The sequence below is a fragment of the Lysinibacillus sp. NPDC093692 genome (assembly GCF_050280125.1).
Taxonomy (GTDB): domain Bacteria; phylum Bacillota; class Bacilli; order Bacillales_A; family Planococcaceae; genus Lysinibacillus.
In genome coordinates this window covers 99,861-122,301 of record NZ_JBNNUW010000013.1, presented here as the reverse complement: position 1 = coordinate 122,301, position 22,441 = coordinate 99,861, and the positions used below count along the sequence as shown (strand labels likewise).

The window sequence follows — 22,441 nt, the reverse complement described above, 5'->3', positions numbered from 1 at the left end:
GAAATGACACCAGAACAGTGGGAGGAGTTCACAACAAAACCAGGTGAACAAACACCAGAACAGTGGGATCCATATTCATCTAATCCAGAAGAAGATATGATACAAGGTTCTACATCGGGTTCTACATCTCCTAATTAAATTTCTTTGATGTGTTAGGAGAATACTCTAAGATAATTAATTCCATTAGTAATAAAACTTTTATGATATTTTAGCCCGTCAGATTCACTTTCAGGCAGCAATGACTAGTTATCAATAACGTATATTCCCCTTAGGATAGACAGATGAAAATTAAAATATGTTGATCTTAGGGGGAATTTCGATGAATAGGATTGTACACATCATGAAGATGAAAAAAATAACCTATAAGCTCTTTATGGTCACGTCTCTCATATTGTTATCTTTTGCAGTCTTGATTTATTTAACTTTATACTTTTTCCTTCCAACATTTTATCAACAATATAAAACCAATCAACTCCAATCGGGAATAGAGGAAATAATCCATAATGCTAAGAATTTAACATTAAACAATGCGATACCGCTTTTTGACGACTACATCAAAAATAACAATGCTAATATTTATTTGCGAACTAAAGAAGAAACTATTATATATTCACCTACCTTCATGATGCAGGGAATTACGCAATCACCAAATCTTACTGCAAAAACAGCATTAATAGAGAATGAAGAAACTCTAATGAATGCATTTTTTGTTACTTTGCCGATTCAATTCCTAGATGAAAGTAATTTAACAGTTACTGTATTCGCGACATTTCAACCTATTGATGAAGCGTCACAGGTTTTAGTCCGTTTTCTTCCTTATATAAGTATCATTGTAGTGTGTATTGGATTAGGGAGTGCCTATTTATATTCAAGGTTCATTACAAAACCGCTCATTTATATAAATGAGGGTGCGCAAAAGATGGCAAACCTGAATTTTTCCGAAAACATCGTAGTCCGTTCAAATGACGAATTAGAGGAATTGTCCAATAGCTTGAATGAGATGTCGAATAATTTGCAACAAACAATGATTGATTTACAAATAGCAAATGAACAATTAAAAGATGATATCGAAAGAGAAAGAAAAATCGAAACAAAACGTAGGGGATTTTTCGCTACTGTTGCACATGAATTAAAAACTCCTCTCACGGTTATGAAAGGATATTTAGAAGGGATGATTTATAATATCGGCCCTTATCAAAATCGTGACTTCTATTTAGAAAAAAACCACAAAATTATTGAAAGAATGGAACAGCTCGTTTGCGAAATTTTGAGTATGTCTAAACTAGAACAAGATACCACTAAACTGCAATTGGAAGAAGTCGACCTTTTAGAATTAGTTGATTCAATAACGAAAGATCTTGTTTTTTTTGCTTCTGAAAAAGACATTAAAATAGTAAAACAAATTTCTCCTTACATGAGTGTACGTACAGATCGTGATTTATTAGAAAAAGCCTTTAAAAACATAATTCATAATGCAGTTACGTATTCACCGCATGGAGAAACAGTATTTATTGAAGTAACTGGGCTTCGAAAAGAAAATCAGATTCAAATAAAAGTAATTAATACAGGTGTTAAAATTAAGGAAGAGGAAATTCAACAATTATTCGAGCCTTTTTATCGAATCGAAAAATCCAGAAATAGGAATACAGGTGGAAGTGGGCTAGGTTTATATATTGTGAAACAAGTTTTTGAATCTCTTTCGATCATCTATACAATGGAAAATACAGAAAATGGCATACAGTTTGTAGCTACTATACCTAAATGGATAGGAAATAACTAAAAAGTACATTTAAATATATAAATTGTCTCAGATTTTATTTGAGACAATTTTTTACTTTTGAATAGAAAAAGCTTAGTACCCGCAACTTCAAAAGATACTTGAGTAAGAAATTGGCGGAAGTGCTATGAACATCTATACTTCTAAAATGATATAAAACATGTTAAAACAAAGTCGCGATTGAGAAAATGGAAGTCTTAAGTAAAACAAAACGGGATATTTTTTCTATATATTGATATAACAGGTGGTGTTATCATTAAAAATTGTAGAAAATTGAATTAATGCTAGTACTCAAATCTACTACGATTTACTGACAGAGATAAAATATTTTCGGGAAAATACTCCAGATACTCCAAAATCTCCAGGTAATCTTCAGATAATCTTCATAGTAACTACAGATAACGCCTATACAATTAAGACTGTAAGACAAAATACTTTAAAGGGAGATTGAAAACTATGAAAAAGAGGAAAAAATTGGCTGCTACTACTTTAGGTGCTGTATTTGCACTTTCAACTTTTGGAGCTGCGTTTGCTGCCGAAGTCCCAACCGAAATTATTGGAGGTAGTGAATATGTGAAAGGGCAAGTTAGTAAACCAGCGAACTTAGATGAGATTTCTAAAGAAAAAGTACAAGAAATTTTTAACCAAGTAAAAGCAGGTACATTAACGAAAGAGGAAGCAATAAAACAACTTGATGAAGCTCTTGGAATGAAGGGAGTTAAAAAAGCAGTAAGTAAACCAGCGAACATAGATGAGATTTCAAAAGAAAAAGTACAAGAAATTTTCAACCAAGCAGAAGCAGGTACATTAACGAAAGAAGAAACAATAACACAACTTGATGAAGCTCTTGGAATGAAGGGAGATAAAAAACTAGTAAGTAAACCAGCGAACTTAGATGAGATTTCTAAAGAAAAAGTACAAGAAATTTTCAACCAAGCAGAAGCGGGTATATTAACGAAAGAAGAAACAATAACACAACTTGATGAAGCTCTTGGAATAAAGGGAGATAAAAAAACAGTAAGCAAACCAACTAACTTAGATGAGATTTCTAAAGAAAAAGTACAAGTAGTTTTCAACCAAGCAGAGACAGGTACATTAACGAAAGAAGAAGCAACAAAACAACTTGATGAAGCTCTTGGAATGAAGGGAGATAAAAAACCAGTAAGTAAACCATCTAACTTAGATGAGATTTCTAAAGAAAAAGTACAAGAAATTTTTAACCAAGTAGAGGCAGGTACATTAACGGTAGAGGAAGCAATAACACAACTTGATGAAGTTCTTGGAATTAAGAGATAAAAATAAAGTGAGTAGTTCAGTAAGCAAACCAGCGGTATTTAAAGAGAAGGTATAAACTATTTAACTAGCACGAATAGGTCCGCTCGGGAGCAATAAGCCAATTTGATGCAGATCAGTTTAAGAAGTAAGAAAAAACCTTAAATAAAATACAGTAATATTTGTACTTGAGCTTTCTAAACATTCCTCTTCATAGAGGTTCATATAAACTCCCCCAATGGAGAAACATTTACTTGAGAAAAAACTACACTACTAATAGCTGATGAAATATTCCCCACGTACGAAAATCGCTATGTTCCAATAGGTACATAGCGATTTTTTGTGCATTTTGAAAATTCCCTATTATGCAGGGGGTTCCGGAAAGCTTTTAACTTTGCCTTAAATTGTTTTGTATTGTAATACGTAATGTGTTTTTCTAATTCAATTTTAAAATGCTAAGAAAGCGTCAACTGACAATAGAAGCAGCTTTCTGTGTAAAGATGTAAAACGTGAATAGAGGAATTTCTCAACAAAATAAACAGGACTCATAATTTTCATATGAGTACCTGGTTTTAATGTGCGCCCGACATGCGTATGAACTATAGGGTGTAAGTCCCGAACCGATTAGGCGATGTACAACTGTTAAAATATGAAATTTAATTTAAATAGTTTTATTAAAGTTGGTTATTAATATAATAAATAATTGTGATTTTGATGTGTTAAAAGAGAAAAAGAAGTGATTATATATAGTAAATTCACCTGAAATGTATTATTATAGGTAGATTTTTTGTAGATTTGTGTCAAGATGTGTCATATGATAAATTGATGAAAAAGGAGGAATATTATGAAAAAACTGAAAAATAAGACTTTAGCATTGATAGCCATTACTTCTATAGGTACTTCGTTTGCGATGACATCACCAATTTCTGTAAGCGCTACACAAAACAATGGCGAAAAAATTTATGCAATGCAAACTAAAAATGAAATAGAAGATGCAAAGGTACCAATTGAAAACTTAGTAAATCATTTTGTGAAAAACTTGAATAAATATTATCCTGACAAGATAGAAGGTACGTATCGAGAGGATAAAGATCCGAAAATAATTTACAATGATTTGAAATTTAATCAATTTTCAGTTCAAGCCGATGGCTCACCTGTAATTACTAGTTCAGAAAATGTATATGTAGGAAGAGAAACTTTAACAAATAACACGGATATGGAACAAGTTTTAACGACGCAAAGCTTTACTAAAACCCTTTCGAATACTGTTACTAACTCGACTACACATGGATTTTCATTTGGAGTAAAAGCCACTTCTAAATTTAGTATACCTTTTGTTGGAGAAACCGGAATAGAATTGTCAACAGAATACAATTTTTCTGATACATCAAGTTATGAAAATAGTGAATCGTATACGTATATAGTTAGTCCGCAAAATATTCGAGTTCCCGCACATTCTTCTGTTGAAGTCATTGTAATATTAAATACGGCTAAAATGAACGGGGATGTAAAACTTTTGGCAAATGCGTCAGGTACTGTGACGGCTAGTCCATATTATACTTTTCCTCAATACCCTAATATAGATTTTAACGCATATATGGAAAATATGAAATTGAATGAAATTGCAAGGGTGGTTTCACAAGAGAATTTAAAAAATATTTCTCCTAATTCAGATGGGGAAACAATTAATTTAATAGGATCTGGTAAGTATGAAGCAAAATATGGAACTACATCTTCCGTTACAGTAAACCCTGTGAATACAAAAGGGAAAGTAGCAGATGATGGGTACACATATAATGTGAATCCGGAGATTGTGAAAGAGAATTCTTTTTAGCAGTCTACCAATATACCTAACATATCCTGAGATTCAACCCAAGTTATTTGAAAAGACACTTGCTTCTATAAAAAACAATGGAGATTTGTACTAATAAATGGTTGTAAAATAACATAGGTCGAATGTTAACATTTCTAAAGAGCCTGCTACTTTTAATGCAGGCTCTAATATCGATTTATTTTTAAAGTTCTAAGCACATAATAAGGCTCGCTTCTTTAAATCCATGTCTTTCATACAAGGCAAGAGCACCACTATTTTCTGCTAAGACACTTAGCTCTAAATGATCTAATTTACGTTCTTCTACCCATTTTTTTGCCTCTCGTAGCAATTCTGAACCAATGCCTTTACTTTGATATTGACCTCCAACAATTACATCCATAATATATGCATAATTATGCTGGACGATACAAGAATAAGGAGGAGTAGTTAATTCTTGAATTAGTAAAAAGCCGGCAATATTGTTATCTATTTCAGCAACAAAAATATCCGATTTTTCTTCTGAAATTGTGTTTGTAAGAAACTCCACATCCTGTTTTGCTGGAGCTATGTACTTTGGTTGTAGTTTTGACATCTCTAAAAACAGTTCTTCATATAATATTTCTATTTGCGGAATATTATCTAATGTTGCAACTTTAATATTCATGTTCTACCTCTATACGAATTTACATTATTTTACTTTACCGTATTTTGTGATTTTTGAAAATAATCAGTAAAATGAATAAAAAACTCAAATAGTTAACACCGTATAAACCGCAGAGGATTTCCAATACTAAAGCTGTTTAAAAATAATCAGAATGATAAAGGAGGCTATCAACAGTGAGATTTTTTGCATGGGGACTTTTAGGTGCCGCAGCTATTTTTGGCGTAGTGAAACGCTATGGGATGTCAGACAATGTACAACAAATGACATCGTCTTCTCAGGAAGGCACGACACCGGTACAATTAGTTGCAAACAGTAATCCACTTACCGCAAATACACCAAAACAATAAATAATGCACTATCTGGCTTATAGACACTGTAAAGGTCTATAAGCTTTTACATAAAAAATGAAAGCTAATATTATTCTTTACAAAAGTATCCAGAAAAATGTATAGTTATGTTAAATATATGGTGAAACGGGGTTTTGATTATTTATGATGAAACTTATTAATGGCTAATAAAATTTTAAATAATTTTATAGTGCAATAACGCATATTAAGGTGTATACCTTAATTCTTTTCAGTTCGCCCATTTGCACAATAGCGATTAGAAGTCATCATATCTATTCAAATCATATATTTTTAATATCTCCTATAAGCCTCTAGCAGGGTCAAGGCAAAATCCGAACGAGTATTTTTTGTACAGAAGCTAAAGCCCAGCGAAGTGACAGCCACAATTACACTGAGGAGTATTAATTTATATTGAATTTAAATTTGACTATGAGAAGGATTTCTTCTTATAGTTTTTTTTTGTCTTTATGGGGGGTGTGCAAAATGGTAATGTCTCAATTACTTACTTTGAGCTAATAAAATAGAGAAATGAGGCGTAAATATGACAAATTATCAATTAGTATATGATTACAAGGACAATCAAAAATATAGAGAAAGTTTTAATGAATTAGCAAAGCTAGTTTTTGGATTAGATTTTAGCCAATGGTATGAAAAAGGTTGCTGGAACGATCAGTATAGTTGTTATTCATATATCGATGGAGAAAAGGTAATTGCAAATGCATCAATAAGTAAAATGACTGTAGTTGTAAACGGTAAGGATTATAAAGTCATACAAGTTGGTACAGTAATGACGCATCCGGATTATCGTCATAAAGGTTTAGCAAGGAAATTAATGAATGACATTATTGATAAATATGAGAAACAATACGATTTCATCTATTTATTTGCGAATGAAACAGTCTTAGATTTCTATCCGAAATTTGGGTTTTCACGAGTACAAGAAAGTAGATATTTCTTAAATGCTGATCGTTTACAGAAAAAATCAAACACCACGATCCGAAAATTAAATGCTGAAAATAGCAACGATGTATCTTTATTGAAATTGTATGCGAAGGAAAGAATTCCATTGTCGTCGGTTTTAGATGTGAAAGATAATGAAAGTTTACTTATGTTCTATTTTCTTATTGCATTTCCTAATTCAATTTATTTTATCCAAGACGAAGACGTTATAGTAATATTCGAAAAAGAGGGTGAGGAATTACATCTTTTTGATGTTGTTAGTCGCAGTAAGATTGATGTAATAGAAGTTTTAAGCTACATTACTACATCGGATATAAAAAGAATTATTTTTCACTTTATTCCTGATTGTCCTAATCTAGAGTCTGAAGTAATTGAAACCGAGGACGATGTATTGTTTATTCGGCCGATGATAAATTTCGGGACAGAACGACCGTTATTTCCATTAACATCGCATTCGTAAGGCTGGTTAAATGTTTGAATACAATTATATTAAAGAGTTTTTTCTATTATAAGATTATAAGAATAAGTGAAAAGGGTGATTCAACTTGATACAAATAAAAAGGATATATAAAGAAAATTTCCCACAAGGCAAAAAAATTATCTATCAATACAGCTCCAATAATTTTTATGATGTTTCCTTTAAAGAACAAGAAAATGGCTGGTCAGTTGATTTTACGTTAAAACATTTCGACACGCCATTTCACAAGTATTTGGAAGGAGAAATTTTTGAGGATCATATAGAGGATATGGAATGTTATATTGTTGAGTTTAATGGAGAAGAAGCGGGAATTGTTAGTATTAATCAAGAGAAGTGGCATCATGTGTTAAGAATTAATGATATTCATATAGATCCAACCTATCAACAGCAAGGCATTGGTAGTAAGCTCATGGCTTTAGTCAAAAAGCGAGCAGCAGAAATTGAGGTGAGGGCGATCGTTTTAGAAACACAAACGTCTAATTATCCTGCTATACAGTTTTACAGAAAACATGGATTTCACTTAATTGGATGTGACCTAATAAGTTACTCCAATAAAGATATTGAAAAAAGGGAAGTAAGGATTGAAATGGGATTTGTACTTGAATCGTAATTATCGAAAAAAGAGAATGAAGGTGACAAATTAAATAAAGTCATACTTCTTCAGCAAAATGAGGGGATGATTTCCGTTTCGGCTGGGCGCTTAGTTGTTGCTGTCGCTTCGCTTTCGCACAGATAAAACATTTGTTGCTGTCGCGCTTCGCTTTCGCACAGAGCAAAGCTTCCAGGGGGCGTCCGATGAGATTCATTTAAATTCTCCTTATCTCTTTTTTAATTATAATATTAGATAAAATTACCCAAATTCCTCTTTAAAGAAATAAAAAAGAGAGAACACGTTTTTAATCGTATTCTCCCTAAGAAACTATTATCTACTTTGAGTTTGAAGTGCTAATTTAACGCCTAGTCCTATATAAACGAAACCAACAGCCTTTTCAAGCCAACGTGAACCATTGTTTGTTGTTTTCGTAAAGATTTTTTCACCAATAAAGCTTGTAATAATAGCTAACAAAATAGTATACAAAGAGCTCATCACAACAAAAGTAATGCCTAAAATCAATAATTGTACAGTGATGGATTGGCCATTATGTTGAACAAACTGTGGTAAAAACGCTAAGAAAAATAAAGCGGTTTTTGGATTTAAAATTTCCGCTAAAAAACCTTGTCGGAACGAAGTACTTGCCGGGCTTTGTTCAACAGTTGGTTTTTCTATTTTTTGTGGTTTTGTTAGTAGCATTTGAATACCTAAATAAACAAGATAGGCTACACCAATATATTTCACTACTTCGAACGCAGTGGCAGATTTCATTAAAATGGCAGATAACCCTAAGACAGCTGCTAACGTATGGACTAAGTCACCTAATCCAATGCCTAATGCAGTGAAAATACCGTTCTTTTTACCACCTTTCAGCGTTTGCGTAATGGTAATGATAACAGCAGGGCCAGGAATTAAAAATAAGAGAAGAACTATTGCGATAAAAGATAACATGTTAACCCATCCTATTCTAATAAACTAAACATTCAAGTAAGACAATAATAAGATTAACTTAATGAATGCAAAAAATATTATATGCTATCTTCTATATAACTGTCGATAAAGAAATACTAAAATAGAAGCGAACTAATTATTCGTAAAAATCGGAAAATAATTCAGTGATATTTGTATAGTGTTATATATTATTGAATTATAGTGAAGTAAGTGTATGTTATAACAAATACACAATTTTATTAACGTGAGAGCTGCATTCGAACCAATAGTGGGAGATATTATTTATGCGGATGCACGAGGAGCAGCCTCAAATTATTTGAGGAACTTCCCATATGAAAATGTCCCTGCCTCTATTTGGCCACTCAATAAAGAAGACTACTAATACAAAATAGTACAGTCACATCTAATTAGGATGTGGCTTTTATTTAGAAATTCAAACAAAAAATAGTACCAACTACTAATAATTAATGCTAGAATTAGGTGATAAAATTATTGGAGGTTTTTTGATGCTAGATATTCAACAAATACAAGAGGTTTTACTACATCGTTATCCTTTTTTGTTAGTGGATAGAGTATTAGAATTAGAAGAGGGGAAGAGAGCAGTAGCCATTAAAAACGTCACGATAAATGAAGAGTTCTTTAATGGACATTTTCCTAATTACCCGGTAATGCCAGGTGTATTAATTGTTGAAGCATTAGCGCAAGTAAGCGCTATTATTATGCTTACAAAAGAAGGGAACCAAGGCAGACTTGGATTACTGGCAGGTATTGATAACTGTCGCTTTAAAAAACAAGTGAAACCTGGTGATCAACTGCGTCTTGAAGTGGAAATTACACGCTTAAAGGGTGCCATTGGTAAAGGACGTGGGGTTGCAACGGTTGACGGAGAAATAGCTTGTGAAACAGAGCTTATTTTCGCATTCGGAAGCTAAGTTAATTCGATTAAAGAGTACTGCAAAAATCATTGCGGTACTTTTTTTGTGTGCTGTGTCAAAAGGGTATTTAAAATTATGTTGAATAATATAGTAAATGAATGACTTCTAAATGCAGATGGTTACATGAACTATCCATTAGCTCTTTATATAGTCATTTTAATCATGCAATTGATCATCCTCACAAATATACCTGCAATTTTCATCTCAAGCAGATCAAAAAGAGAAGCTCTAATGACTAGCACAACATCCAACTATCTAACAATTAGTTTGTTAATTACAACAAGCCAAAATCACTGATCGAGGTAGTCGGCCTTTCTATAGAAATATGGCTAAGTGGCGCGATTTAACAATTTCAGAGAAACAAGGTTTGCAAAAGAGAAGCCTGTTCTTTTGTTGGAAGAATAAAATAAAACAAAAGAATTAATCATCACATGTCGTATCTAAAGAAGAATTAAATTCATTTAGCTACAAAATAGACATAAAAATCCAAAAATATAATAGTTAAGGGAAAGGGATGAATGTATACTTAAATTAAAATAATGAGAACTAATTATGAAGGGGAGATTTTATATGTCGTTAAGTACACCATTTATAAAAGATGTTCCTGATGAAAATGTGAAATTTTCTGTTATCATACCTGCTCATAATGAAGAAAAATATATCGGTGAGTGTTTAGAGTCAATTGCAAAGTCTGCACAACCTTATAAAGATCAAGTTGAAGTTATCGTAGTGCTAAATCGTTGTACAGATAAAACGAAAGAAATTGCACAGTCCTACAATTGCGTGACATTGGAAAATAGCGATAAAAACCTAGCCAAAATTAGAAATGCTGGGGCTGCTTTAGCAAAAGGCGAAATTCTGATTACAATTGATGCTGATACTCGAATGACAGAACACTTATTATCTGAAGTTGAAAAGCATTTAGCATCTAATCAATACATTGGAGGAGGCGTGAATGGTAATTTTGAAAGAATGTCCTTAGGTATCGTTGTTTCTAGCATGGTGCTAATTGTTCCTTTACTTTTCAAGTACGGAGTTATCTCTGTGGGAATCTTTTGGTGCTATAAAAAAGACTTTCAGGAAGTAAACGGTTTTAATGAGAATATGCTAATGGCAGAGGATGCTGATTTTGCTAAGCGTTTAAAAGTATGGGGCAAGAAGAACGGAAAAAAATACGGAACAATTAAAAATGGGATGATAACTTCTTGTAGACGATTTGACCATTATGGCGACTGGATGTTACTGAAACGTCCAGATATAGTTTTTGCTTATCTCAGAGGTACGAATACAAAGGCTGCAAATGAAGCCTATTATGATGATCAAGCAAGGTAAAGTTCAATTAGCTCGTCTCGACCACTTCGTTGTAAAAGAAGTGGTTTTTTATATGTATTTCTTTACATTTTCTAGAATGTACTTCGTAGATAATAAACTTCAATAAAGTTTTGTCGAAAATAACATACAACCTTTCTGTCCCTTCATATACTTTAATTATCTGAAAGATTTGGGTGACTATAAACATGTTTTCTATTTTAAATAAGGTCATTAAATCTGGTAAACCAGTATGAGAGGATGAGGGGTTTGAAGCATCCCGGCACAAATGTTTTTGAAAATAAAGAGGAACTATTCATACCTAAAAAAGCTTTAGATAAAGATTTTTGTGATCGATTAGTGAAAAAAATCCATAAAAATATTCTAAATGAAAATATAGCAAACGATGTTTATATGTCTTATTTCGTGATTTTTGATCAAAAGTATACATTGAAAGAAATTCAATATCTTCTAGATGTTTTGAAATTACAAGCAAATGAAATTATTAGATCAAAGCCGATTTTTATTACATTATGTGGTGTGCTATTATCGTTAATTACTATCATTGCCTCTGCCATTAATACAAAGCTCATGATTGGTATCTCATTTGTCCAAATAGTTGCTCTCGCAGTATTAAGTTTTAATGTAGCTGTATTGTTTATTTCTTATAAAATAGAAAAAGAATATAAAAAGATATACGAAGTCATTAAATTAATCGATTATTATTTAAGCTTTTATAAGTAGGGGTGGGAATTATGCAAAATATTATTGATCAATTGAATGGTTGGATAAAAAAAGTGCCGATAGAGTTCCGGCAAATGTCTGAATTAGAGATTTCGCAACGACCAGCGCCTCAAAAGTGGTCGAAAAAAGAGGTATTAGGCCATTTATGTGACTCTGCCATCAATAATCTACAAAGGTTCATTAAAATACAATACGAAAAGGAACCCTTTGTACTAACTCCATATAATCAAGTTGAATGGGTAAAAATCCAAGGATATCAAGAGCTACAGATTGATGAAATATTAGATTTATGGGTGAGCTTAAATAAAAAAATAATAAATGTTATTAAAAAAATCCCCAATGAAAAGCTAGCCCTCCAATGTGATATTGGAAGTAATGAACTCATGACCCTACAGTGGCTTATCCAAGACTACCTAGAACATATGGAACATCATATAAAAAAACAGATTTTATTAGCGGACTGAAATAAAGGAACTCTGTGTAAGAACGCCACGCAATGTGGCAATTTATCTGTGCGAAAGCGAAGCGACAGCAACAATATGGTTTTATCTGTGCGACAGCAACAACAACAACTCGGTTTCGCACAGAGACAAAAACACGTTGCTGCCGCTACGTTAGCGCTACACTTTCGCGTGAAAAATATCTACAGGACTAAACACAAAGCCGATTAACGGGTGCAATAATATCGGGGCATAATTGATGAAAGCGTTAGCTTTTTAACAATTTGGCGCAAATTAGTTGTCTAAAAATGTATTTGACAAACCCAAAAGACAACCTCTAACTTCAATCTGTTTTAGCTTAAGATATACACCAACAAAAAAATTAAAAAGAGCATTTTTTTTATCATTCCTCAAATAATAAGTCTAAATATTTTTAGTTGAGGAAGTGAAGAATTGAAAAAATTGTGGTTTTTAATACCTGTTTGTCTTTTAACGGTCTCCTTTTTTTATCTAAAAGTTGGCGCAGCAACATATGAAAATAAAGGAAGAAAGTATTATGAAGAAGCGGGACAAATTGTTTGGGAAATCAAAACGGACGAAAAAATTGTTGCTCTAACCTTTGATGATGGGCCACATCGAAAGTACACATCTGAGATTTTAGATGTATTATCAAAATACAATGCGAAAGCAACTTTTTTTATTGTTGGCCAAAATGCACAAAAAAATCCTGAAGTGATATCAAGAATGTATAAGGAAGGCCATGAACTAGCTAACCATACATTTACGCATCCCTTAAGGACAAATGTCCCGAATTTACTTAAGGAGATAAAACAAACAGATGACACTATTCAGAACATCACTGGAACTAAACCAACTTTGTTCCGACCTGTTGAAGGTCAGTATTCAGATGCAATGATTGAAGCGATTGCTAAAGAAGGATATAAAGTGGTTATGTGGTCATGGCATTTAGATACATTAGATTGGAAAAGTCCAGGAACGAATAGAATTGTGAATACTGTGTTAAATGGTGTTAAAGAAGGTAATATCGTTCTTTTTCATGATGGAGGCGGCAATCGTCATCAAACTGTGAAAGCGATGGAAAAAATATTAGCAGAACTTGACAGTCAGGGATATCGATTTGTCACAGTTTCTGAATTACTCGACGAGCAGGGTAAAAAAAGCACAAACAAATAAGTATCCGGAATGTTTGAAGCAATATGTTATTTTAAAATTTTTTTTATTTGCTGTAACTCAGAAATTAAATAATCAATTTGTTCTTTCATGTTTGCATTTTGTTTTGCCTGATCATTTGAATTGTCATTTTTGGAATTTTGTAATGCTTCTAAGGCAAGACCTGCTGCAACTGCCTGAATGCCATCACCTAATGTAGAAATAGATGATCCGATATAGGTAAGTTTAGCAGCAAAAATATCCAGTGAATCAGTTGATTGATTTTTAAATGTATTCTTATTCCTATCCATTATTAAACCCTCCTTAAATAGTTCAAATCATTCCTCATTTATCATTTGTATGAAATATCGACAATGAGTAGTCCTATGTAAGACACATAAACATATTAATTTTCTTCCCTTTGTCGAAATCAGGCTAAAATGCAAATTAGCCTGATTTTTATGTTCTAATGCGTACTTTAAACAACTGAATAAAAAGGGTATAATTACCATGATGATTAGGGGGTGATTGGCATTGGGCAAGGTTGAATTGGTGGAAATGAATGCTGAGCTTTTAGAGGGAATTGGGAGCTATTGTCTTAGAAGCAAGAAGAAATCAAATGGCTATATAAATAAGAATAAATGGCTGAATAATCGATTTGAAGAAGGCTTGAAATATGTGCAAGTAATCGCCAATAAAAAACAAGTAGGGTTTATTGAATATACAGAAGCAGAAAATTCATCTAGAGTGGTTCATGCTGATGGTTATTTAGTCATCCATTGTTTATGGGTAAGTGAAGTTGGAAAAGGATACGGTGCTCGATTAATTAATAAATGTATAGAAGATGCAAAAAAACTTGAAAAAAAAGGAGTTGTTGTTATTACGAATTCAACAACGTCTTGGTCGCCAAGCAAAGATATTTTTTTGAAAAACGATTTTCAACTTATTGATGCGGCACCATATGATTTTGAATTACTTGTCTACCCTTTGAGCAGTGAATCCGAACAACCATATTTTCCGACTGATTGGGAGGAGAGATTAAAAAAATTTAACAATTTGACGATATTACGTTCATTCCAATGTCCGTATGTCGAAATTGCAACAGAAAATATTATAGCTGGTGCAAATACATTGAATATACCAATGGAACTTATTGATCTCAGGGGTAGAGAAGCGTTGATGGAACTGGCGCCAACCCCGTATGGTATTTTTTCTGTCATTTTTAAGGGCCAGCTTCTTACATTTCATAGGTTAACAATACATTCGGTGATAAAAAAATTAAGAGAACTTACGTAATAATAACAGCGCAAATGATAGGAACATGCATAAGTGGACATGTAATTTCTAATATTCTATGAGGATATTAGTTGACTGCTACGAGGAAATGAGTAAAATAGAAAATCAGTACCATTATATACCTACAACTTAGCAGATAACTGGAGTGTCTTTAGAAAGTACTTCTGAGGCATCTTTACTTTTTACAAAGGCTACATAGAATAAAGAGCTTATAATAAAGTGATTAGAAGTGATGGATTTTAGGAAGATTGATGTGGACAAGATTTGTCATGAAGTTTTGACAGTCTTTTTCTTTTCGTCTTCTCTATAACCTGTTAAGATGGTAATAGTGTGAAACAAGTTAGTGTATATGAGAGTGGTGACAATCAAGATGGATGAAGAGAAAAAAGATAGTGTAGAACAGCAGACAGAACAAACATCCGCTGCTGAAATAAAACCAGCAGTACGATTTGTACAAATGAAACCGTTTAAATTTATCATGTTGATGTTCTTTACAATCCTTATTACTGCAGGCTTAACGATCTTTGCGTTAACATTCGGTGAAAAGAAAGTAGTTGAAGTGAAAGTACCGAGTGGGCGTGCAGAATTTACAAAATTATATGAAGCCTATGATTTACTTAAAAACAAGTATTACAAAGATATCGATGATGTAAAAGTGGTCGACGGCGCTATTAACGGCATGTTCGACGCACTAGATGATCCGTATTCTGATTTTATGGTGAAGGACGAAGCAGAACAATTTCAGTCTGGACTGTCTTCTAGTTTCCAAGGAATTGGAGCGGAAATTCAAGAACGTAACGGTTTTATTACTGTTGTGTCACCTATTAAAAACTCACCTGCTGAAAAAGCGGGCTTATTACCACAAGATATTATCTTAACTGTGGATGGAAAAAGCATGCAAGGATTTAGTGCTTCTGAAGCAGTTGCGCGTATTCGCGGCGAAAAGGGAACGCCTGTAAAATTAACCGTGAAACGTGGAACAAATGCTGAGCCTATTAATATGACGATTGTCCGTGACGAAATTCCGGTTGAAACGGTTTACGGTGAAATGCTTGAAGGGGACATTGCCCATATTCAAATCACGTCATTTAGTGAAAATACTGCAAAAGAATTTGAGAAGATTCTTGCAGATTACGAAGGTAAAGCAAAAGGCATCGTATTAGATTTACGTCAAAATCCTGGCGGCTACCTAGATGCAGCGGTAGAGATTTCGAATTTATTCGTTCCAGAAGGTAAAGCGATTGTACAAGTGCAACAAAAAGATGAGGAGCCGAAAATTACAAAAGCTGTTTCTGGTAAAAAATACAATATTCCAGTGACAGTACTTGTCGATAGCGGCAGTGCTTCTGCTTCTGAAATTTTAGCTGGTGCATTAAAAGAATCTGTTGGTGCTAAAATTGTTGGAGAAACATCATTTGGTAAAGGTACAGTGCAAAATGTCGCACCATTAAAAGATGGCTCTAACCTTAAATTCACAACAGGAAAATGGTTAACACCAAATGGTAACTGGATTAACGAAAAAGGCATAGCTCCAGATGTGAAAGTGTCATACCCACCTTATGCTTCATTACCATACTTAGATCCAGCTATGGAAATGAAAATGGGCGTGCAATCTAACTCTGTAAAAGCGGCACAAGAGATGTTAGAAGTTCTAGGATATGAGCCTGGAAATGCAGACGGTATTTTTGAGCAAAATACAGAAAGTGCAGTGAAAAAACTGCAAGCTGCAAATGGTTTTGAAGAGACTGGTGTTTTAACTGGCGATACAACGTATGCTTTAATGGATGCGTTACGCGCTAAAATAAAAGCAGAGGATCCTCAATTGTTAAAAGCGAAAGAACTGCTAACTGGTACACCAGCAAAAACTGAGTAAACTACAAACTAACAAAGTAGCTGTCGCAGTAGGCGTCTCTAAGGCCTCTAGCGACAGCTTTTTTAATAGGAGGAAAAATGGTGAAGGACGTATATTTATTTAGTGGTTTTTTAGGTAGTGGAAAAACATCCATGTTAACTGATGTTATTCGACAACTTAAGGAAAAAAAATTAAAACCCGCTGTCATTATGAATGAGCTTGGAAAGCTACCATTTGACTCACAGGCTGTGGAAAAGGATATTCCGTTAAAGGAAATGCTAGAGGGCTGTATTTGCTGCTCTGGCGCTGAAAAAACAGAGGCGCAAATTCAATCTCTTCTATTAGATAGTGACTTTGATGTCCTGATTATTGAAACAACAGGTGCAGCACATCCTGTGGAAGCATTAGACGCTGTTTATTCACCATTATTTGCAGAAAAGCTAAATGTCAAAGGGATTGTCACAGTTGCTGATTCAAAGCTGTGGTTGAACCGAGAAACATTAACTCCGCAAGTGCGCTCTTTATTTATGGAACAAATCCGTCACGCACATTTATTACTGGCCAATAAAACGGATTTACTAACAGAAGCTGAGCAGGCACAAGTTGTTTATGAGCTGCAAGGCTTTAATCCACATGCCTTTATTTTGCAAACTACAAATGGACGCGTGCCATTACGTTTATTAGAAGATTTAAAGGCAACGGTACAGGTGGACAAACAAGATATTGTGAAAGCTCCTATAGCATCGATGCATCTAGGCTCACGATTAGTTGAATTTAAAGACGTTAACTTTACACAAGAACAATTTGAGGATTGGGTACGTACATTGCCTGAAACTGTGTATCGAATGAAAGGATACGTGCCAATTGAAGGTGTAAAAAATCCTATGCTGTTTCAATATGCATATGGCATGGTCCAATGGCTTCCAGAGTACGTAAAAATGCCCGCAAAACTCGTGATCATTGGTGAAGATGTAAGTAGATTAAACGTCATTGGTATTGAGTAAACGCTAAAACTAGTTAAAGCAAAAATCCAAAATATGCCATTTCTACTTGTCAGACGAAAGTTTTGTTCGTTTCGTCTTTCTCAAAGTAGAAATTTTGGCAGTTTTTTTGTGTGAATGCGCACGAAAATATATTTGAATATTGAAAATGCTTAATAGTTTTTAAGAGGTGTCAACCCTATTTAAAACGTAAGTATTTCATAGGCTGGTGAAACCTGCTAAAAATTAATTCCAATAACCCTCTATTTAACGCGAATCTATTTCTTGGATGGTGTTGCTAGAAGATCCTGGTAAGAAATTTATTAAAATCGTACTTTACGATTGTTTGCATAGAAGGAGGAATTGCAAAAATGAAAAAAACACTAACTGCAATTTGTGCAACATTTTTATTAGCAGCTCCAATTCAAATGGCTTCCGCTGCAGAAAATACTACAGAGGGGAACACAACTACAGACTGTAATAAAGTTGTTTATTCTTATAAATGGTCAAATCAGTGGTCAAATCATAAGTGGGTAGTTAAACAACCACAAACACAAGCACCATCAAAAGAAGTACAAGTACCAGAAAATAATCAAACAACAAATAACAATACACAAACGACTCAAAAAGATAATACAACACCAGCACCATCTCAAACAAAACCATCAACATCTACTTCAGATGTGAATGCTTTTGAACAAGAGGTTGTAAAATTAACGAATGCTGAACGTACAAAAGCTGGTTTAGCACCATTTAAAACTGATGATAAATTGATGGCAGCTGCTCGTGAAAAATCACAAGATATGCAATCTAAAAACTATTTTTCACATACAAGCCCTACATTTGGTTCACCATTTGATCGTATGAAAGCTTTAGGTATTACGTATAAGAGTGCAGGAGAAAATATTGCACAAGGTCAACGTTCACCTCAAGAAGTAGTACAAGGTTGGATGAATTCACCTGGTCACCGTGCGAATATTTTAAATGAGAAATTTACGCATATTGGTGTTGGCTATGTGAAAACAGGTAACTACTGGACTCAACAATTTATCCAAAAGTAATCGTATAAATTGAATAGCTACATTGAATAATAGGATGTCCACTAAGTTGTAATAGGCTTAGTGGACATCTTTTTTTTTTGACAAAAATGCATGGTTCTTTGGCAAAACGAGGGTTGATTTCCGTTCCGGCTGGGCGCTTTCCTGGGGGCGTCCGATGAGCCGCTTCACTCGCGTTGCTCGCTGCAGGGTCACATCTGTGACGCTGAACCCCGGGGAGTCGCCCAGCCTCCACTCCAATCAACCTCTTCATATAGTGTGTATCGTTTTAAAATTCCGCATTCACAAAGATTACTAGATTATTTAGTTTTTCAACACAATATAATTAGAAATGTGTTTAATTTCTTTTTCATGGTGTCAAAAAACATTATGTCAATGATATTAAGATGCCATAATAGTTAAAGGGTGTCTCTTTGGTCAAAAGAGTGGGTGATTACTGTTCTGGCCGGGTGTTTTTCTGGAGGCTTCGGGGCAAGCAGATGATTTTTGCGCGAAAGCGAAGCGCGAGGAATTGTATTAGGAGATAGAGGATTTTTAATTATACATAGAATAGGGGATATGGGTGGCTCTCATAGGTTTGTTACTTCAATAATAAAAAAAGCAAACTAGAGCGAAGTCTAGTTTGCTATTGTTATTTTGGTCGTATTTGTAAATCTTTTTTGAACAAGTAATAAACGTATTAATAAAGTAATCGCGCCTGCTGTCAGACCTGCTACTAGTCCAATCCAGTAACCAAACGGCCCGAAGTCTGTATGAGTGGCAAGTACATAGCCGACAGGCAAGCCGATTACCCAATACGAAATGATGGCCATAATAAAGGTTACTGTAACATCTTTGTACCCTCTTAAAGCTCCTTGTACAGGCGCCTGGATAGCATCAGATAGTTGGAAAATGGCTGCGAAAATTAAAAAATGAACGGCGTACTCTAACACTTTTCCATCGGTTGTATACATATTTGCAACGGGTTCGCGAAGGATAAAAAGGATACAAGCTGAAACAAAGCTAAATAAAATCGCGGTCCCGACACACAAATAGCTATAGAGTCTAGCATCGCGCATACGTCCAGCACCAATTTCAAACCCAACTAATATCGTTACACCCATCGAAATGCTGAGCGGTACCATATACAACAAACTAGTGAAATTTAATGCAATTTGATGAGCTGCAATGATTTCTGTACTGAAGCTACTCATCATCATTGTGACAGCAGAAAAAATACTCGTTTCTGCAAATAAGGATATTCCGATTGGCACGCCAATGATTAAAATTTCCTTCCAACGAAGCCATTCTAATTTTGGCCAGTCATTAAATAGCTGGAAACGTTCAAAAGGCTTACGTTTAGCGATAATCCAAACTGTAATCAAGAAAACAAGCCAGTATGTAATCGCTGTTGCAACGCCGGCGCCAATTCCGCCAAGCTCAGGTGCTCCAAATTTGCCGAAAATAAAAATATAATTCAACGCAATATTAATAGGTGTTGTAAGTAATGTAATAATCATTGTAACGCGAGTTTGTCCAAGCGCATCGATAAAACAGCGCATGACAAAAAATAAAAACAGTGGTATAAGTCCAGCGCACATCGATTGAATATAAGATTTAGCAATTGAATGTACAGAGGCTTCTAAATCCATCTTGCCAAGAATCCAATCTATACCGACTATTAATAAAATAAAAATAAGTGCTGCAAGAACGATGGCTACATAGATTCCTTGCTGAACAGCTCTTTTTGCTGCAAACTCATTTTTAGCTCCAACAAGCTGTGAGACAATAGGTGTGATCGCGAGGAGAATTCCAGATAGCCCTATGTAAATAGGCATCCAAATAGAGGAGCCGATTGACACGCCAGCGAGATCGGTGGTACCGTACCGACTTGACATTAAAATATCGAAGAAAGAAATAAGATAAATAGCTACTTGCGATACTAAAATAGGTACGATAATTTTTAAGATTAATGCATATTTTTCTTTTAACGTAGTTGTTTGATTCATAGTGAATAATCTTCCTTTATTATCATAATTAAAATAGTATAGCATACTAAAATAGAGTAAAGATGAAAAAATCAATTATGCCTCGGCATAATTCCATCAGACTGAGTTCCGTTCTTTCAGCGAGTGATTAGACACCGGCTGAAAGAATTTAAAAGCTTCATCTGTATCTTTTCGTTCGCATATAGTAAAATAAAAGACTGTATACAAAAGTAGTATGGCTACAATGGCTTTTAACTTCTTTCAGCGACAGTCACCACCTATATAGGTGATAAGTTACTTATTAGTGTGTGTGCAAGCATCCACTGAAAGAAGGAATTCAGTCTAAGAACGCCACGTCCTGTGGCAACGACTGAGTGACCAACATCGTGTTGGCCCAAAGCCTCCGGCGGATGTCACGAAATCGGAAAGGAGTTCTTTGTTAACACAAAGCCGATTTCTGACGCAAAGTGTATCTGTGCGAAAGCGAAGCGACAGCAACAATTATGCCGGTGCATAATTGATGGAATAGGAGAATTAATGTGAATCAACAAACAATCATTTTAACCGGTGGAGGGACAGCTGGTCACGTATCGCTTAATCAAGCGATACTCCCGTCTTTACAAGAACTAGGTTATGATGTCCATTATATTGGCTCAGACCAAGGCATTGAGAAAGAATTAATAGGCGAGGCGTTTCCTAATGTTCCGTTTTACGGTATTTCTAGTGGGAAATTGCGCCGTTATTTCTCGATGAAAAATTTTACAGATCCATTTAAAGTGCTTGCTGGAATGATGCAGGCTTTTCGTATTATTAAAAAAGTGAAACCACAAGTCATTTTTTCAAAGGGCGGATTTGTTTCTGTCCCTGTTGTCATGGCTGCGAAATTTGCTGGTGTTCCCGTAGTCATTCATGAATCAGATGTTACACCTGGCTTAGCCAATAAAATTGCGCTACCATTTGCATCACACATCTTTACGATTTTTGAGGAAACATTACAGCATCTGCCGAAAGAAAAGGCAACATGCACAGGCTCTATTATTCGCGAAGAGTTATTTATGGGAGATCGAGCGAAAGGGTTAGCTCTTTGTGGTTTTACCACATTAAAACCTGTTCTTCTTGTGATGGGAGGCAGTCTAGGTTCAGTTGTCTTGAATGATGCACTTCGTCAAAATTTACCAGAGCTTGTGAAGCAGTTTCAGATCATCCATTTGTGTGGTAAAGGGAACTACGACGAATCATTTGAATCGATGTCTGGATACAAACAATTTGAATATGTGACAACGGAATTGCCGGAGCTATTACACGCAGCAGACTTTATCGTCTCACGTGCGGGTTCTAATTCGATTTTTGAATTTTTAGCACTGCACAAGCCGATGTTGCTAGTGCCGTTATCTGCACAAAAAAGTCGTGGTGACCAAATATTAAATGCCAACTTATTTAAAAGACAAGGCTATGCAGAAGTGTTGCAAGAGGAAGAGTTAACAAAGGAATCGTTTAAAAAATCAGTTCATGTGTTAACAGAGCGTAAAGCAGAAATGGTTTCAACGATGGAAAAAACGCAAAGACCGAAAACCCCTGAAGAAATGGCGAAATTGATTTTACAATATAAAAAGTAGTTTTTCGTTATCACAGCCTTTAATTAAAACACAATTACAGTAATAAAATGAAACAAAGCTAAAAATAAGCTATGTGTCTGTCATGAAGACGGAGCACATAGCTTATTTTTATCCGGGATGAACGGGCAGTAATTAATCTTTATCGAAAGTAAAGACTGGTAAAGACAAATGATCAGCGAAGGCTGCAGAAAACCATCGCTGATTATAGTTTCGCTTTATGA

The 22,441-nt window shown here is 34.5% G+C and carries 23 protein-coding genes; 18 read left to right on the top strand and 5 right to left on the bottom strand.

The genetic code is table 11. The features are described from left to right. Positions 1 to 319: 319 nt before the first annotated feature. The 3 genes from ACQKN4_RS15260 (at position 320) to ACQKN4_RS15250 (ending at position 4,883) form a co-directional block, all read left to right on the top strand. Entirely contained in the window at positions 320 to 1,780 is a 1,461-nt protein-coding gene (locus ACQKN4_RS15260; protein ID WP_427484085.1) for a sensor histidine kinase, read from the top strand. 453 nt (positions 1,781 to 2,233) lie between these two features. Then, complete coding sequence (locus ACQKN4_RS15255) at positions 2,234 to 3,073, top strand: hypothetical protein (RefSeq protein WP_427484084.1); 840 nt, start codon at positions 2,234 to 2,236, stop codon at positions 3,071 to 3,073. 820 nt (positions 3,074 to 3,893) lie between these two features. After that, entirely contained in the window at positions 3,894 to 4,883 is a 990-nt protein-coding gene (locus ACQKN4_RS15250) for an ETX/MTX2 family pore-forming toxin (protein WP_427484083.1), read from the top strand. A 181-nt stretch (positions 4,884 to 5,064) separates the two neighbouring features. Here ACQKN4_RS15250 and ACQKN4_RS15245 read toward each other — a convergent pair whose 3' ends face one another. After that, positions 5,065 to 5,526: a GNAT family N-acetyltransferase gene (locus ACQKN4_RS15245; protein WP_079562233.1), complete on the bottom strand. Its 462-nt coding sequence runs from the start codon at positions 5,524 to 5,526 to the stop codon at positions 5,065 to 5,067. A 173-nt stretch (positions 5,527 to 5,699) separates the two neighbouring features. On the opposite strand from ACQKN4_RS15245, the gene ACQKN4_RS15240 reads away from it, so the two are divergent. The 3 genes from ACQKN4_RS15240 to ACQKN4_RS15230 all read left to right on the top strand — a co-directional run bounded on the left by ACQKN4_RS15240 (position 5,700) and on the right by ACQKN4_RS15230 (position 7,921). Beyond that, entirely contained in the window at positions 5,700 to 5,873 is a 174-nt protein-coding gene (locus ACQKN4_RS15240) for a hypothetical protein (protein WP_170938991.1), read from the top strand. A 541-nt stretch (positions 5,874 to 6,414) separates the two neighbouring features. Further along, a complete protein-coding gene (locus ACQKN4_RS15235; RefSeq protein ID WP_079562234.1) occupies positions 6,415 to 7,293 on the top strand; it encodes a GNAT family N-acetyltransferase in 879 nt (292 codons plus the stop codon). Between the two features lie 85 nt (positions 7,294 to 7,378). Beyond that, complete coding sequence (locus ACQKN4_RS15230) at positions 7,379 to 7,921, top strand: GNAT family N-acetyltransferase (protein WP_079562235.1); 543 nt, start codon at positions 7,379 to 7,381, stop codon at positions 7,919 to 7,921. A 40-nt stretch (positions 7,922 to 7,961) separates the two neighbouring features. On the opposite strand, the gene ACQKN4_RS15225 is transcribed toward ACQKN4_RS15230, so the two are convergent. Further along, positions 7,962 to 8,117 (bottom strand): hypothetical protein, encoded by a 156-nt coding sequence (locus ACQKN4_RS15225; RefSeq protein WP_427484082.1) that lies wholly within the window; start codon positions 8,115 to 8,117, stop codon positions 7,962 to 7,964. Between the two features lie 116 nt (positions 8,118 to 8,233). Further along, positions 8,234 to 8,854 carry a LysE family translocator gene (locus ACQKN4_RS15220; protein ID WP_427484081.1) on the bottom strand — a complete coding sequence of 207 codons (621 nt, stop codon included), beginning with the start codon at positions 8,852 to 8,854 and terminating at the stop codon, positions 8,234 to 8,236. A 244-nt stretch (positions 8,855 to 9,098) separates the two neighbouring features. On the opposite strand from ACQKN4_RS15220, the gene ACQKN4_RS15215 reads away from it, so the two are divergent. The 7 genes from ACQKN4_RS15215 to ACQKN4_RS15185 all read left to right on the top strand — a co-directional run bounded on the left by ACQKN4_RS15215 (position 9,099) and on the right by ACQKN4_RS15185 (position 13,475). Continuing rightward, a complete protein-coding gene (locus tag ACQKN4_RS15215; RefSeq protein ID WP_427484080.1) occupies positions 9,099 to 9,236 on the top strand; it encodes a hypothetical protein in 138 nt (45 codons plus the stop codon). Positions 9,237 to 9,360: 124 nt separating this feature from the next. Further along, a complete protein-coding gene (gene fabZ, locus ACQKN4_RS15210) occupies positions 9,361 to 9,786 on the top strand; it encodes a 3-hydroxyacyl-ACP dehydratase FabZ (RefSeq protein ID WP_079562238.1) in 426 nt (141 codons plus the stop codon). A 573-nt stretch (positions 9,787 to 10,359) separates the two neighbouring features. Continuing rightward, positions 10,360 to 11,121, top strand: coding sequence for a glycosyltransferase (locus ACQKN4_RS15205; RefSeq protein WP_427484079.1), 762 nt, complete (start codon positions 10,360 to 10,362; stop codon positions 11,119 to 11,121). Between the two features lie 246 nt (positions 11,122 to 11,367). Continuing rightward, positions 11,368 to 11,841: a hydroxymyristoyl-ACP dehydratase gene (locus tag ACQKN4_RS15200; protein ID WP_240518308.1), complete on the top strand. Its 474-nt coding sequence runs from the start codon at positions 11,368 to 11,370 to the stop codon at positions 11,839 to 11,841. A gap of 11 nt (positions 11,842 to 11,852) precedes the next feature. Further along, positions 11,853 to 12,305 carry a DinB family protein gene (locus tag ACQKN4_RS15195; RefSeq protein ID WP_427484078.1) on the top strand — a complete coding sequence of 151 codons (453 nt, stop codon included), beginning with the start codon at positions 11,853 to 11,855 and terminating at the stop codon, positions 12,303 to 12,305. A 32-nt stretch (positions 12,306 to 12,337) separates the two neighbouring features. Further along, positions 12,338 to 12,496 (top strand): hypothetical protein, encoded by a 159-nt coding sequence (locus ACQKN4_RS15190; RefSeq protein WP_427484077.1) that lies wholly within the window; start codon positions 12,338 to 12,340, stop codon positions 12,494 to 12,496. A gap of 238 nt (positions 12,497 to 12,734) precedes the next feature. Next, positions 12,735 to 13,475 (top strand): polysaccharide deacetylase family protein, encoded by a 741-nt coding sequence (locus ACQKN4_RS15185; protein WP_079562242.1) that lies wholly within the window; start codon positions 12,735 to 12,737, stop codon positions 13,473 to 13,475. A gap of 26 nt (positions 13,476 to 13,501) precedes the next feature. Here ACQKN4_RS15185 and ACQKN4_RS15180 read toward each other — a convergent pair whose 3' ends face one another. Further along, on the bottom strand, positions 13,502 to 13,762 hold the full coding sequence (locus tag ACQKN4_RS15180) for a translation initiation factor 2 (RefSeq protein WP_079562243.1): 261 nt from the start codon (positions 13,760 to 13,762) through the stop codon (positions 13,502 to 13,504). A gap of 223 nt (positions 13,763 to 13,985) precedes the next feature. On the opposite strand from ACQKN4_RS15180, the gene ACQKN4_RS15175 reads away from it, so the two are divergent. The 4 genes from ACQKN4_RS15175 to ACQKN4_RS15160 all read left to right on the top strand — a co-directional run bounded on the left by ACQKN4_RS15175 (position 13,986) and on the right by ACQKN4_RS15160 (position 18,640). Then, on the top strand, positions 13,986 to 14,747 hold the full coding sequence (locus ACQKN4_RS15175) for a GNAT family N-acetyltransferase (RefSeq protein ID WP_427484076.1): 762 nt from the start codon (positions 13,986 to 13,988) through the stop codon (positions 14,745 to 14,747). 370 nt (positions 14,748 to 15,117) lie between these two features. Next, the gene (locus tag ACQKN4_RS15170; protein WP_079562244.1) at positions 15,118 to 16,620 is read left to right on the top strand and encodes a S41 family peptidase; all 1,503 of its coding nucleotides are present in this window, start codon (positions 15,118 to 15,120) and stop codon (positions 16,618 to 16,620) included. Between the two features lie 80 nt (positions 16,621 to 16,700). Beyond that, positions 16,701 to 17,603 (top strand): CobW family GTP-binding protein, encoded by a 903-nt coding sequence (locus tag ACQKN4_RS15165; RefSeq protein ID WP_079562344.1) that lies wholly within the window; start codon positions 16,701 to 16,703, stop codon positions 17,601 to 17,603. Positions 17,604 to 17,950: 347 nt separating this feature from the next. Further along, entirely contained in the window at positions 17,951 to 18,640 is a 690-nt protein-coding gene (locus ACQKN4_RS15160; protein WP_079562245.1) for a CAP domain-containing protein, read from the top strand. Between the two features lie 614 nt (positions 18,641 to 19,254). Here the strand turns inward: ACQKN4_RS15160 and ACQKN4_RS15155 are convergent. Further along, positions 19,255 to 20,625, bottom strand: a complete 1,371-nt coding sequence (locus ACQKN4_RS15155) for an MATE family efflux transporter (protein ID WP_427484075.1) — start codon at positions 20,623 to 20,625, stop codon at positions 19,255 to 19,257. Positions 20,626 to 21,143: 518 nt separating this feature from the next. Between ACQKN4_RS15155 and ACQKN4_RS15150 the strand changes: the two genes are divergently transcribed. Beyond that, the gene (locus ACQKN4_RS15150; protein WP_427484074.1) at positions 21,144 to 22,220 is read left to right on the top strand and encodes an undecaprenyldiphospho-muramoylpentapeptide beta-N-acetylglucosaminyltransferase; all 1,077 of its coding nucleotides are present in this window, start codon (positions 21,144 to 21,146) and stop codon (positions 22,218 to 22,220) included. The last annotated feature ends 221 nt before the right edge of the window (positions 22,221 to 22,441 follow it).

What these genes read in the sequence shown, in the direction of transcription:
- ACQKN4_RS15260 (WP_427484085.1), top strand. Translation starts at nt 320, where the DNA reads ATGAATAGGATTGTACACATCATGAAGATGAAAAAAATAACCTATAAG.
- ACQKN4_RS15255 (WP_427484084.1), top strand. Translation starts at nt 2,234, where the DNA reads ATGAAAAAGAGGAAAAAATTGGCTGCTACTACTTTAGGTGCTGTATTT.
- ACQKN4_RS15250 (WP_427484083.1), top strand. Translation starts at nt 3,894, where the DNA reads ATGAAAAAACTGAAAAATAAGACTTTAGCATTGATAGCCATTACTTCT.
- ACQKN4_RS15245 (WP_079562233.1), bottom strand. Translation starts at nt 5,526, where the DNA reads ATGAATATTAAAGTTGCAACATTAGATAATATTCCGCAAATAGAAATA.
- ACQKN4_RS15235 (WP_079562234.1), top strand. Translation starts at nt 6,415, where the DNA reads ATGACAAATTATCAATTAGTATATGATTACAAGGACAATCAAAAATAT.
- ACQKN4_RS15225 (WP_427484082.1), bottom strand. Translation starts at nt 8,117, where the DNA reads ATGAATCTCATCGGACGCCCCCTGGAAGCTTTGCTCTGTGCGAAAGCG.
- ACQKN4_RS15220 (WP_427484081.1), bottom strand. Translation starts at nt 8,854, where the DNA reads ATGTTATCTTTTATCGCAATAGTTCTTCTCTTATTTTTAATTCCTGGC.
- fabZ (WP_079562238.1), top strand. Translation starts at nt 9,361, where the DNA reads ATGCTAGATATTCAACAAATACAAGAGGTTTTACTACATCGTTATCCT.
- ACQKN4_RS15205 (WP_427484079.1), top strand. Translation starts at nt 10,360, where the DNA reads ATGTCGTTAAGTACACCATTTATAAAAGATGTTCCTGATGAAAATGTG.
- ACQKN4_RS15195 (WP_427484078.1), top strand. Translation starts at nt 11,853, where the DNA reads ATGCAAAATATTATTGATCAATTGAATGGTTGGATAAAAAAAGTGCCG.
- ACQKN4_RS15190 (WP_427484077.1), top strand. Translation starts at nt 12,338, where the DNA reads ATGTGGCAATTTATCTGTGCGAAAGCGAAGCGACAGCAACAATATGGT.
- ACQKN4_RS15180 (WP_079562243.1), bottom strand. Translation starts at nt 13,762, where the DNA reads ATGGATAGGAATAAGAATACATTTAAAAATCAATCAACTGATTCACTG.
- ACQKN4_RS15170 (WP_079562244.1), top strand. Translation starts at nt 15,118, where the DNA reads ATGGATGAAGAGAAAAAAGATAGTGTAGAACAGCAGACAGAACAAACA.
- ACQKN4_RS15160 (WP_079562245.1), top strand. Translation starts at nt 17,951, where the DNA reads ATGAAAAAAACACTAACTGCAATTTGTGCAACATTTTTATTAGCAGCT.
- ACQKN4_RS15155 (WP_427484075.1), bottom strand. Translation starts at nt 20,625, where the DNA reads ATGAATCAAACAACTACGTTAAAAGAAAAATATGCATTAATCTTAAAA.